Source organism: Pseudomonas sp. B22(2017) (genome assembly GCF_002113105.1).
Taxonomy (GTDB): domain Bacteria; phylum Pseudomonadota; class Gammaproteobacteria; order Pseudomonadales; family Pseudomonadaceae; genus Aquipseudomonas; species Aquipseudomonas asiatica.
Map to the genome: position 1 here is coordinate 233941 of NZ_NEJN01000004.1, position 11727 is coordinate 245667.

The window sequence follows — 11727 nt, forward strand, 5'->3', positions numbered from 1 at the left end:
ACGGCTTGAGACCAGCGCGGTTTTTGTGGGAGCGGCCTTGTGTCGCGATACGAGGACGCAGTCCTCGCCAGGAACACCAACAACATTGCCGGCGAGCGCCAACCATGACATCACCCAGCCAATTCTCCCCCGACCACCCGGTCCCCACCGCCCAGCGCATCTTCGGCGCCCGCGACCTGTTCTCGCTATGGTTCTCCCTCGGCATCGGCCTGATGGTGCTGCAGGTCGGCGCCATGCTGGCCCCTGGCCTGGGCCTTGCCGGCGCGGTGCTGGCTATCGCCCTGGGCACCGGTGTGGGTGTGCTGCTGCTGGGGGCTGCCGGTGTCATCGGCAGCGATACCGGCCTGTCGGCCATGGGCACGCTGAAACTGAGCCTGGGTGGCCATGGCGCTCGCTTGCCGGCGCTGCTCAACCTGCTGCAACTGGTGGGCTGGGGTGCGTTCGAGATCATCGTGATGCGCGATGCCGCCAGCCTGCTGGGCGCGCGGGCGTTCGGCGAAGCCAGCGCTTGGAACAGCCCTGTGCTCTGGACCCTATGCTTCGGCGCCCTGGCCACCTTGCTCGCAGTCGGTGGGCCGCTGGCGTTCGTGCGCAAGGTGCTACGCACTTGGGGTATCTGGCTGCTGCTGGGCGCTTGCCTTTGGCTGACCTGGAACCTGTTCGCCAAGGCCGACCTTGCGGCACTGTGGAACCGCGCCGGCGACGGATCGATGTCGCTGGCTGTGGGTTTCGACATCGCCATCGCCATGCCGCTGTCCTGGTTGCCGCTGATCGCCGACTACTCGCGTTTTGCCCGTAACGGCAAACATGTATTCGGTGGTACGGTGCTGGGTTACTTCATCGGCAACACTTGGCTGATGAGCCTGGGCGTGGGTTACACCCTGGCCTTCGCCGACAGTGGCGAAGCCAACGCCCTGCTGCTGGCCCTGGCGGGCGCCGGCATGGGCATTCCACTGCTGCTGATTCTGCTGGACGAGTCGGAAAAGGCTTTTGCCGACATTCACTCGGCGGCCGTTTCCACCGGCGTGCTGGTGCGCCTGAAGGTCGAGCACCTGGCGCTGGCCATTGGCGTGCTGTGCACGCTGATCGCCTTGCTGGCACCACTGGCACAGTACGAGAACTTCCTGCTGCTGATCGGCTCGGTGTTTGCACCGCTGTTCGGTGTGGTATTGATGGACCACTACGTGATCCGTCGCCGCCGCTTGCCAGCACAGGTGCATGGCTTGCACTGGCAGGCACTGCTGGCCTGGGCGGTGGGCGTTGCCGCGTACCATCTGATCGCCGCGCAAGCGCCGGACCTGGGTGCGACCCTGCCGGCATTGCTGCTGGCAGGGCTACTGCACGGGCTGCTGAGCTTCAGCCGCGGCCGGGAAACAGCTCGGGCTTGAGCACGCCATTCAGGCGCGGGTAGGGGATCTTCAACTCCACGTGGCCCATGGAGTAGGGCGCGATGGTATAGACCTCGTACTTGACCACCACCGCGCCGTACGTCAGGGCGACGTGCGGCGACTGCTTGAACGGCCAGGTCTTGATGAACTCGGCATCCTTGTCCATGCCTACGCTGATCAGCCAGGCGCGGTGCGATTCCTCGACGGTTTTCCAGAAGGTGTCTTCCTGGCCGGGCACCAGCATGTCCTGCAGGGTCAGCACCTTGTCCAGCTTGCGCGAATAGTTGATGAAGCCACGCCCGGGCATGCCGTGGGCGCCGCCGCTGTCCAGGTAGCTGGACAATTCGATGATCACCAGTCCGTCATGCTGCTCGCGTACCTTGGCCTGCAGGTAGCTGCTGTTGCGCTTGTCGGCACTGGCCAGGTACTGCTGCTCGTAGGCTTGCAGGGTGGTCGGTGCGTTGCCGCGCTGGTTGTCTTCGGTCAGTTGCAGCAGGCGTTTCTCGACGATGCCATCGAGCTTGGGCAAGGCCGGGAAGTGGATCATGTCGATGTTCACCAGCGGGCAGTCGCTTTCGCTGCAGCCGGGTTTGACATGCTCCCAGGCATCGCGCTTGACCTCGAGCGGCGCCCGGTAGTTGGGCGTGAACAGGCTTTGGCAGGCACCCAGGGCCAGGGCCAGCACAGCCACGGAAGTCAGTTTGACAAGTGTCATGAGGATCCTTGCAGAACAGGGAAAAGTCGGCCTTTGACCGTCTGCGCGGCCTTCAGTTCGCCACTAAGCTAACAGAGAGAAGGCGCGCTGTCCCGAGTGCGCGAACGGTTGCCGGAAAGGGGTGAAACCGGCAGGCGTGCAGAGTAGGATGGCGCGATGCGGTATTCGAGGTAATGAGGATTTCCATGTCAGACGCGTTGAACTCAGTGCCCAAGGGCTTCGAAATCATTGAGCGGGCCAACTGCTTCCAGGGCTTTTACAAGCTCGACAAGCTACGTCTGCGCCACGAGTTGTTTGCCGGGGGCATGGGCCGCGAGATCAGCCGCGAATTGTTCGTGCGCCATGATGCGGTGTGCGTGCTGCCGTACGACCCGTTGCGCGATGAAGTGGTGCTGATCGAGCAGTTCCGCGTCGGTGCACTGGACAAGGTCGACAACCCCTGGCTGATCGAGATGGTGGCCGGGCTGATCGACAAGGACGAGCAACCCGAGGAAGTCGCCCACCGCGAAGCCGAAGAAGAAGCCGGCCTGGCCTTCAGCGCCCTGTGGCCGATGACCCGTTACTTCCCGTCGCCCGGCGGCAGTGACGAATATGTTCACCTGTTCCTCGGCCGTTGCAGCAGTGAAGGGGCGGGCGGCCTGCATGGCCTGGAAGAAGAGGGCGAGGACATTCGCGTGCGCGTGTGGTCGTTCGAGGATGCCATGCAGGCGGTGCGCGACGGGCGCATCTGCAATGCGGCGACCATCATCGGCCTGCAATGGCTGGCGCTGAACCGTGATGAAGTACGAGGTATGTGGAAGTGAACCTGCTGCGCGAGCGTTATCGGGTCGACCTGGTCGGGCTGCAGGCAGCCTGCGAGGCCAACTACGCCCGGCTGATGCGCCTGTTGCCCGACATGCGCACCACCCAGAGCTCGCGCCGCATCGGCATGACCCAGGGCGACCAGATGCTTGGCGTGCTGGTGCTCGACGTGGTGCTGGCCTGCCCGTACACCACCACCCTGCACGTGCGCCAGGAGCACAGTCTGCCGTGGTTGCCGGTACCGCACCTGGAAGTGCAGGTGTACCACGATGCGCGCATGGCCGAAGTGGTCAGTGCCGAACACACCCGACGCCTGCGCAGCATATACCCCTATCCCAACGAAGCCATGCACCAGCCGGACGAAAAGGCCCAGCTCAACCTGTTCCTCGGTGAATGGCTGAGCCACTGCCTGGCTTGTGGTCACGAGCTGGCGAGCGTTCGCTGAAGTGTGACGCAGGTCGTTCGTGGGTGTTTGCTAGCACCCGTTGTGCAGCCATAATTCGCGCTGAATCCGTTCGAGGAGACGGCCGTTGCCGCAGCCAGACCAATCGCGCCCCGTGCATGTGGTGCAACTGACCGATGCCCACCTGTTCGCCGACCCGGCCGGCAGCATGCTGGGTCTCAATACCCGTGACAGCCTGCGCCATGTAGTGGCCCAGGTGCGGCGGGAGCAACCGCTTGTCGACCTGCTGCTGTGCACTGGCGACCTGTCCCAGGACGCCAGCGTGGCGTCCTATGAAGCGTTCCGTGAGCTGACCGCACCGTTTGCCGTGCCCACCCGCTGGTTGCCTGGCAACCATGACGAAGCCCGAGTCATGGCGCAAGTGGCGCCGGAGCTGGTACAGGCGGTGACCGATATCGGTGCGTGGCGCATCGTCATGCTCAACACAGCCGTACCCGGGGCGACGCATGGGCTGCTGGAGGGCGATCAGCTGGCAGTGCTGGAAGCGGCCTTGCGAGAGGCGGGTGAACGGCATTGCCTGGTGTGCTTCCACCATCAGCCGGTGGATATCGGCTGTGCCTGGATTGCGCCGATCGGCTTGCGCAATGCCCAGGCGCTGTTCGATATCGTTGAGGGGTACCCACAGGTGCGGGCGCTGCTGTGGGGGCATGTGCACCAGGAATGGGATGAAGTGCGCGACGGCCGTCGCCTGCTGGCCACTCCGTCGACCTGTATCCAGTTCGCGGCGCGCAGCGAGGATTTCAAGGTGAGCGAGGAGCAGCCTGGATACCGCTGGCTGCGCCTCCACGCCGACGGGCGGTTGGAGACCGGGGTGGAGCGGGCAGTGGATTTCCAGGTGAAGCTCGACTTCGATAGCCCTGGCTATTGAGCTGCGGCTGCAGACGCGGTCAATTGTAGGAGCGGCCTTGTGTCGCGATGGGCCGCAGAGCGGCCCCGGCAATATTTGTGGCGCAGCTGAAACCCTGGGGCCGCTTCGCGCCCCATCGCGACACAAGGCCGCTCCTACAGGGAACTGTGGTTGCGCCTTCGGTGAAGAAATTGTTGCGAAACCCGTGACACTGCGTCAAAACCCGGCGAACGCGCTACACTGCGCGTCCCTGCGCCCATATCACCGGGCGCGAAGCCACAGATTCCGGGGGCAGCATGTCGGGTTCCATCCTCTATATCCATGGCTTCAACAGCTCGCCACTTTCGACCAAGGCGCGCCAACTCGAGGCCGTGATGCAGCAACTGGGCCTGTCGGCCCAACTGCGGGTGCCCGCCTTGCACCACCACCCACGGCAGGCCATCGCCCAGCTCGAAGCGGCCATCGCCGAACTGGGCGCACCATTGTTGGTAGGTAGTTCGCTCGGCGGCTACTATGCCACCTATCTGGCCGAGCGCCACGGCCTCAAGGCCTTGCTGGTGAACCCGGCGGTAACACCGCACAAGCATTTCGACGGCTACCTGGGCACCCAGCACAATCACTACACCGGTGAAGCCTGGGAGCTGACCCACGATCACGTGCAGGCCCTGGCCGAGCTGGAAGTGCCAGCCCCGGTGGACGCCAGCCGCTATCAAGTGTGGCTGCAGACCGCCGATGAAACCCTGGACTATCGCCATGCCGAGCGCTATTACCGTGCTTGTGCCCTGCGCATCCAGGCCGGTGGCGACCACAGCTTCCAGGGCTTCGCCGAGCGCCTGCCGGCACTGCTGGCCTTCGCCGGCATTGCCCGTGGGCAGTACGCAGCGCTCGATTTTTCTGTATTTTGACTTTTTTGCATTCACCAGACTGACGACGAGACCCTATGGCCACTCCCAGCGCTAGCGCCTATAACGCAGACGCCATCGAAGTCCTCTCGGGCCTTGACCCGGTCCGCAAGCGGCCGGGCATGTACACCGATACCAGCCGCCCCAACCACCTGGCCCAGGAAGTCATCGACAACAGTGTCGACGAAGCCCTGGCCGGTCATGCCCGTTCGGTACAGGTCATCCTCCATGCCGACCACTCGCTGGAAGTCAGCGACGATGGCCGCGGCATGCCGGTGGACATCCACCCGGAAGAGGGGGTGTCCGGGGTCGAGCTGATCCTCACCAAGCTGCACGCCGGCGGCAAGTTCTCCAACAAGAACTATCAGTTCTCCGGTGGCCTTCACGGCGTGGGCATCTCTGTGGTCAACGCCCTGTCGACCCAGGTGCGCGTGCGCGTGAAACGTGACGGCAACGAATACCAGATGACTTTCGCCGATGGCTTCAAGGCCAGCGAGCTGGAAGTGGTCGGCTCGGTCGGCAAGCGCAACACCGGCACCAGCGTGTACTTCAGCCCCGACCCCAAGTACTTCGATTCGCCGAAATTCTCCATCAGCCGCCTCAAGCATGTGCTCAAGGCCAAGGCCGTGCTGTGCCCGGGCCTGCTGGTCAGCTTCGAGGACAAGGCCAGCGGCGAGAAGGTCGAATGGCACTATGAGGATGGCCTGCGTTCCTACCTGGTCGATTCCGTCAATGAGTTCCAGCGCCTGCCCGACGAGCCGTTCTGCGGCAGCCTGGCCGGTAACAAGGAGGCGGTGGACTGGGCCTTGCTGTGGCTGCCCGAAGGCGGCGACAGCATCCAGGAAAGCTACGTCAACCTGATCCCTACCGCCCAAGGCGGCACCCATGTCAACGGCCTGCGCCAGGGCCTGCTGGATGCCATGCGTGAATTCTGCGAGTTCCGCAACCTGCTGCCGCGCGGCGTGAAGCTGGCGCCGGAAGACGTCTGGGAGCGCATCACCTTCGTGCTGTCGATGAAGATGCAGGACCCGCAGTTCTCCGGGCAGACCAAGGAGCGCCTGTCGTCGCGCGAGGCGGCTGCCTTCGTTTCCGGCGTGGTCAAGGACGCGTTCAGCCTGTGGCTCAACGCCCACCCCGAGCTGGGCATGCAGCTGGCGGAGCTGGCCATCAGCAACGCCGGGCGCCGCCTGAAGGCCAGCAAGAAGGTCGAGCGCAAGCGCATAACCCAGGGCCCGGCACTTCCCGGCAAACTGGCCGATTGCGCCGGCCAGGACCCGATGCGCGCCGAACTGTTCCTGGTCGAGGGTGACTCGGCAGGTGGCTCGGCCAAGCAGGCTCGCGACAAGGAATTCCAGGCGATCCTGCCGCTGCGTGGCAAGATCCTCAACACTTGGGAAGTGGACGGTGGCGAAGTCCTGGCCAGCCAGGAAGTGCACAACATCGCCGTGGCCATTGGCGTCGACCCGGGTGCCACCGACCTTGCGCAGCTGCGCTACGGCAAGATCTGCATCCTCGCCGACGCTGACTCCGACGGCCTGCACATCGCCACGCTGCTGTGCGCACTGTTTGTCCAGCACTTCCGCGCCCTGGTCGAGGCCGGGCATGTGTACGTGGCCATGCCGCCGCTGTACCGCATCGACCTGGGCAAGGAAATCTACTACGCCCTCGACGAGGCCGAGCGTGACGGTATCCTCGATCGCCTGGTGGCCGAGAAGAAGCGCGGCAAGCCACAGGTCACACGCTTCAAGGGCCTGGGCGAGATGAACCCGCCACAGCTGCGCGAGACCACCATGGACCCGAATACCCGGCGCCTGGTGCAACTGACCCTGGACGACGTGCAGGCCACCTGCGAGCTGATGGACAAGCTGCTGGCCAAGAAGCGCGCGGGCGACCGCAAGAGCTGGCTGGAAACCAAGGGCAACCTGGCCGAGGTCATGGTTTGATTCGGCGGCTTCTGGCTGCCTGCCTGGCGCTGGTTGCCCTGCCGAGCCTGGCGGGCAACTGGCCAGAGTTGAAGCTGAGCGCCGAGCACCCGATCGAAGGCATGCGCGGTGGCAACCTGTCTGGCCTGGTGGAATGCCGGGGCGGGCTGTGGGGCGTATCCGACCGCGACGACGACCGCATCTACCGCTTCGACCAGCAAAACCCGACCTGGCGCGCGCAGCCGCTCACCTTCACCCCGCCAGCGGTGCCGGAAAGTGGCCTGCCGTGGGGCCTGAAGTCGCGCAACTGGGCGGCGTCGTATATTCGTGGTGGCGAACTGGATTTCGAAGGCATCAGCTGTGACCAGGCGGGCAACCTGTACCTGGTCAGCGAAGCTCATGCCGCTGTGCTGCAACTGCCGCTGGAAGGCGAGGCGGACTGGTTGAAGATCGACCCGGCCATGGTTCGTCAGGCCCGGGCCAGCGGCATGCTGCTGAACTTCAACGCCTTGTTCGAAGGTCTGGCGATCAACCCGGCGGGTGACCGCCTGTGGCTGGCCGCCGAGCGCGAGCGCCGTGGCCTGGTGGCTATCGAGCGCCAGCAGTCGGTGTGGACCTGCGGCCGCAGCTGCGTGTTGCTGAGCGAGGCCGGGGTCGAAATGCAGCCGGCACAGATGCCCAATGCCCAGGCACTGTCGCGCGACTTCGCCGACTTGGCCTGGTTCGAAGGCAAGCTGTTCACTCTCGAACGCAATGCCTACCGCGTCTGTCGTCGGGATACCGACAGCGGCATGGTCGAGCGCTGCTGGTCGTTCGCTGCCGATGCCCTGGTCGAGTCGCGTCGCTACCAGCAGCCGTTCGGTCTGGCCGAGGCCCTGGTGATCGATGCCAAGGGCGCCTGGATAGGCGTGGACAACAACAACGGCGCCCGCGCCGATGGCGAAGCACGCCCGATCGTCTGGCGCTTCGATGCGCCGGAAGGCGGATGGAGCGCCAAGCCATGAGCCAGGCACCGGGCAAGCGGGCTGGCAAGGTATTGATGATCGTCGCCTGGGCGGCGGCGCTGTTCCTTGCCACGCGTTTTTTCGGCCAATGGGAAGACAGCCAGCGCAACCCCAATGCCCAGGTGCAGTCGACGCATGGCGAAGGCTTTATCGAGGTGCGCCTGCTGGGCAACGGCCAGGGCCACTTCGTGATGGATGGCGCAATCAACGGCCAGGTGGTGCATTTCATGCTCGACACAGGTGCCACCGACGTGGCCATCCCCGAGGCGCTGGGCCGCGAGCTGGGCCTGGAGCGTGGCAGCCCGGTGCAGCTCAGTACCGCCAACGGCCGTACCGAAGGCTACCGCACGCGCCTGACCAGCCTGCAGCTGGGGGATATCCGCCTGCAGGACGTGCGCGCCATCGTGGTGCCGGGCCTGGACGGGCAGACCGTATTGCTGGGCATGAGTGCCCTGAAACAACTTGAATTTACCCAGCGCGGCGGCACCATGCTGCTGCGCCAGAACCTGAAATGACGAGGCCCGCATGAGCGACTCACTGGAACTCAGCCTGGATGGCGTAGAACGCCGCTCGCTGGCTGACTTCACCGAACAGGCCTACCTCAACTACTCCATGTACGTGATCATGGACCGCGCCTTGCCGCACATCGGCGATGGCCTGAAGCCGGTGCAGCGACGCATCGTCTACGCCATGAGCGAGTTGGGGCTCGATGCCGATGCCAAGCACAAGAAGTCGGCGCGTACCGTCGGTGACGTGCTCGGCAAGTTCCACCCCCACGGTGACTCGGCCTGCTACGAGGCCATGGTGCTGATGGCCCAGCCGTTCAGCTACCGCTATACGCTGGTCGACGGCCAGGGCAACTGGGGTGCGCCGGACGATCCGAAGTCGTTCGCCGCCATGCGTTATACCGAAGCGCGTCTTTCGCGCTACGCCGAAGTGCTGCTCAGCGAAGTTGGCCAGGGCACCGTGGACTGGGTGCCCAACTTCGACGGCACCCTGCAGGAGCCGGCCGTGCTGCCTGCGCGCCTGCCCAACATCCTGCTCAACGGCACCACTGGTATCGCCGTTGGCATGGCCACTGACGTACCGCCGCACAACCTGCGTGAAGTGGCCACGGCCTGTGTGCGCCTGCTCGACGAGCCCAAGGCCACCATCGAGCAGCTGTGCGAGCACATCCAGGGGCCGGACTACCCGACCGAGGCCGAGATCGTTACGCCGCGGGCAGAAATCCTCAAGATGTACGAAAGCGGTCGCGGCTCCATCCGTATGCGCGCCGTCTACCGCGTCGAGGATGGCGACATCGTCGTCACCGCGCTGCCGCACCAGGTCTCCGGGGCCAAGGTGCTGGAGCAGATCGCTGCGCAGATGCAGGCCAAGAAGCTGCCTATGGTCGCCGACCTGCGTGACGAGTCGGACCACGAGAACCCGTGCCGCATCGTCATCATCCCGCGCTCCAACCGTGTGGATGCCGATGAGCTGATGCAGCACCTGTTTGCCACGACCGACCTGGAGAGCAGCTACCGGGTCAACGTCAACATCATCGGCCTGGACGGCCGGCCACAGCTGAAGAACCTGCGAGCGCTGCTGCTGGAATGGCTGGAGTTCCGTACCGCTACCGTCCGTCGCCGCCTGCAGCACCGCCTGGACAAGGTGGAGAAGCGCCTGCACCTGTTGGAAGGTTTGCTGACCGCGTTCCTCAACCTGGATGAAGTTATCCACATCATCCGTACCGAAGACCAGCCCAAGCAGGCCCTGATCGCCCGTTTCGACCTGACCGAAATCCAGGCCGACTACATTCTCGAGACCCGCCTGCGGCAGCTGGCACGCCTGGAAGAGATGAAGATCCGCGGCGAGCAGGATGAATTGCTGAAGGAGCAGGCCAAGCTGCTCGCCCTGCTGGGCAGCGATGCCAAGCTGCGCAAGCTGGTACGCAGCGAGCTGATCAAGGATGCTGAAACCTATGGCGACGACCGCCGCTCGCCGATCGTCGAGCGTGCCGAGGCCAAGGCGCTGTCGGAAAACGAGCTGATGCCGACCGAGCCGGTCACCGTGGTGCTCTCGGAGAAGGGCTGGGTGCGCTGCGCCAAGGGTCACGACATTGATGCCACCGGCCTGTCGTACAAGGCCGGCGATGGCTTCAAGGCCGCAGCCGCCGGGCGCTCCAACCAATTTGCCGTGCTTATCGACTCCACTGGCCGCAGCTACTCGCTGGCCGCTCACAGCCTGCCGTCGGCGCGTGGTCAGGGCGAACCGCTGACCGGCCGCCTGACGCCCCCACCGGGGGCCACCTTCGAGTGTGTGCTGTTGCCGGACGACGATGCACTGTACGTGGTGGCTTCGGACGCCGGCTATGGCTTCGTGGTCAAGGGTGAAGACCTGCAGGCCAAGAACAAGGCCGGCAAGGGCTTGCTCAGCCTGCCCAACGGTGCCAAGGTCATGACCCCGCGCCCGGTGGCCAACCGCGAGCAGGACTGGCTGGCGGCGGTTACCACCGAAGGCCGTCTGCTGGTATTCAAGGTCAGCGACCTGCCTCAGTTGGGCAAAGGCAAGGGCAACAAGATTATCGGGGTGCCGGGCGACCGGGTGGCGAGCCGTGAAGAATTTGTTACCGATCTGGCCGTGATAGCAGATGGCGCGACGCTTGTATTGCAAGCCGGCAAGCGTACCCTATCTCTGAAAGCGGACGACCTGGAGCATTACAAGGGCGAGCGCGGACGGCGCGGCAGCAAGCTGCCACGCGGGTTCCAGCGGGTCGATGGGTTGCAGGTGGAAGTGCCGGCGTAAGCGGTTGAAATGTCTGGAGCGGCAATTTCAGCGTCGTTCCGGGCAGAAATGCTGGAGTCGGACGGTTATTTCGCGGATGATATGGCCCTTGCCGTGCCGGCGTGGCCGTGTGCCCGTTTGAATTTATATGTATCACTGCGGTTGGCCTTTTGGCGACCGCCTGGATGGGATGATGAAATTTCTGCGCCTTCCATTTGCGCTGTTGATGACTGGCCTGCTGGGCCTTGGCGGGTGCACCATGCATCAGCCGGTTGCCCTGTACCAGCTCGACAGTGGTGATCCTGGCCAGCCTTCGCAGAGTGCGGGCATGGCCGTGGTGCTCGGTCCGGTATCGGTTGCCGATTACCTGCAACGTGAGACGTTCCTGCAGCGTCAGGCCGATGGCAGCCTGAGTTCGGCGACCGACGGTCGTTGGGCCGGCAGCCTTTCGTCGGATATCGACCAGCTGCTGGTGCGCCAGCTCGCCTGGCGCCTGGACAGCCAGCGCGTGGTGCTGGCCCCGGCGGCTGCCGGGTTCAACCCGGATGTACAAGTGTTGCTGTCGATCACTCGCCTGGACTCGGGCAAGGACCAGCCGGCCGTCCTGGATGCCCAGTGGCGCCTGTTGGACCGCCGTGGCCATGTGCGTGACAACCGCATCGTTCACCTCGAGCAGCCACACGCGGGCAGCGAGGCGTCGCAGGTGCAGGCCCAGGGCCAGTTGCTTCAGAAACTGGCCGAACAGCTGAGCACAGCGGTCAAGCCTCTGGCTAACCAGCCGGCGATTGCCGAAGAGTCGCCTAAAAAATCGGCTGCTCCGGTGCAGGTGAAGAAGACGCCTGAGAAATCCAAGATCCCGATGGCTGCGCCGATTCGAACCGATATGGAAGTCTACCGGTTCTGATCTAGCTGCCAGATACGA

General features: G+C 64.5%; 11 protein-coding genes. 10 read left to right on the top strand and 1 reads right to left on the bottom strand.

Going from position 1 to position 11727, the window contains the following annotated elements:
• The first annotated feature begins 104 nt into the window (after window positions 1–104).
• Window positions 105–1388 carry a putative hydroxymethylpyrimidine transporter CytX gene (gene cytX, locus CAG18_RS11410; RefSeq protein ID WP_085720911.1) on the top strand — a complete coding sequence of 428 codons (1284 nt, stop codon included), beginning with the start codon at window positions 105–107 and terminating at the stop codon, window positions 1386–1388.
• Here the strand turns inward: cytX and CAG18_RS11415 are convergent.
• On the bottom strand, window positions 1357–2103 hold the full coding sequence (locus CAG18_RS11415) for an RsiV family protein (protein WP_039612449.1): 747 nt from the start codon (window positions 2101–2103) through the stop codon (window positions 1357–1359). The two genes, cytX and CAG18_RS11415, sit on opposite strands and share 32 nt — an antisense overlap.
• A gap of 185 nt (window positions 2104–2288) precedes the next feature.
• Here CAG18_RS11415 and CAG18_RS11420 point away from each other — a divergent pair, with 185 nt between their 5' ends.
• The 9 genes from CAG18_RS11420 (at window position 2289) to CAG18_RS11460 (ending at window position 11709) form a co-directional block, all read left to right on the top strand.
• Complete coding sequence (locus CAG18_RS11420) at window positions 2289–2906, top strand: NUDIX domain-containing protein (protein WP_015272022.1); 618 nt, start codon at window positions 2289–2291, stop codon at window positions 2904–2906.
• Window positions 2897–3349, top strand: coding sequence for a DUF1249 domain-containing protein (locus CAG18_RS11425; RefSeq protein WP_016501905.1), 453 nt, complete (start codon window positions 2897–2899; stop codon window positions 3347–3349). Before CAG18_RS11420 ends, CAG18_RS11425 begins: the two co-directional genes overlap by 10 nt.
• An 85-nt stretch (window positions 3350–3434) precedes the next feature.
• A complete protein-coding gene (cpdA, locus tag CAG18_RS11430) occupies window positions 3435–4235 on the top strand; it encodes a 3',5'-cyclic-AMP phosphodiesterase (protein WP_085720912.1) in 801 nt (266 codons plus the stop codon).
• Between the two features lie 275 nt (window positions 4236–4510).
• Window positions 4511–5119 (top strand): YqiA/YcfP family alpha/beta fold hydrolase, encoded by a 609-nt coding sequence (locus CAG18_RS11435; protein ID WP_003258136.1) that lies wholly within the window; start codon window positions 4511–4513, stop codon window positions 5117–5119.
• A 35-nt stretch (window positions 5120–5154) separates the two neighbouring features.
• Complete coding sequence (parE, locus tag CAG18_RS11440) at window positions 5155–7059, top strand: DNA topoisomerase IV subunit B (protein ID WP_015272020.1); 1905 nt, start codon at window positions 5155–5157, stop codon at window positions 7057–7059.
• Window positions 7056–8042 carry an esterase-like activity of phytase family protein gene (locus CAG18_RS11445; protein WP_013974455.1) on the top strand — a complete coding sequence of 329 codons (987 nt, stop codon included), beginning with the start codon at window positions 7056–7058 and terminating at the stop codon, window positions 8040–8042. Before parE ends, CAG18_RS11445 begins: the two co-directional genes overlap by 4 nt.
• Window positions 8039–8557, top strand: coding sequence for a TIGR02281 family clan AA aspartic protease (locus CAG18_RS11450; protein ID WP_015272019.1), 519 nt, complete (start codon window positions 8039–8041; stop codon window positions 8555–8557). Before CAG18_RS11445 ends, CAG18_RS11450 begins: the two co-directional genes overlap by 4 nt.
• 10 nt (window positions 8558–8567) lie before the next feature.
• A complete protein-coding gene (gene parC / locus CAG18_RS11455; RefSeq protein WP_023660490.1) occupies window positions 8568–10826 on the top strand; it encodes a DNA topoisomerase IV subunit A in 2259 nt (752 codons plus the stop codon).
• Window positions 10827–10998: 172 nt separating this feature from the next.
• Complete coding sequence (locus CAG18_RS11460; RefSeq protein WP_031324184.1) at window positions 10999–11709, top strand: membrane integrity-associated transporter subunit PqiC; 711 nt, start codon at window positions 10999–11001, stop codon at window positions 11707–11709.
• Window positions 11710–11727: the final 18 nt, after the last annotated feature.

Coding starts and splice junctions, on each gene's coding strand:
- cytX (WP_085720911.1), top strand. CDS start 105: ATGACATCACCCAGCCAATTCTCCCCCGACCACCCGGTCCCCACCGCC.
- CAG18_RS11415 (WP_039612449.1), bottom strand. CDS start 2,103: ATGACACTTGTCAAACTGACTTCCGTGGCTGTGCTGGCCCTGGCCCTG.
- CAG18_RS11420 (WP_015272022.1), top strand. CDS start 2,289: ATGTCAGACGCGTTGAACTCAGTGCCCAAGGGCTTCGAAATCATTGAG.
- CAG18_RS11435 (WP_003258136.1), top strand. CDS start 4,511: ATGTCGGGTTCCATCCTCTATATCCATGGCTTCAACAGCTCGCCACTT.
- parE (WP_015272020.1), top strand. CDS start 5,155: ATGGCCACTCCCAGCGCTAGCGCCTATAACGCAGACGCCATCGAAGTC.
- CAG18_RS11450 (WP_015272019.1), top strand. CDS start 8,039: ATGAGCCAGGCACCGGGCAAGCGGGCTGGCAAGGTATTGATGATCGTC.
- parC (WP_023660490.1), top strand. CDS start 8,568: ATGAGCGACTCACTGGAACTCAGCCTGGATGGCGTAGAACGCCGCTCG.
- CAG18_RS11460 (WP_031324184.1), top strand. CDS start 10,999: ATGAAATTTCTGCGCCTTCCATTTGCGCTGTTGATGACTGGCCTGCTG.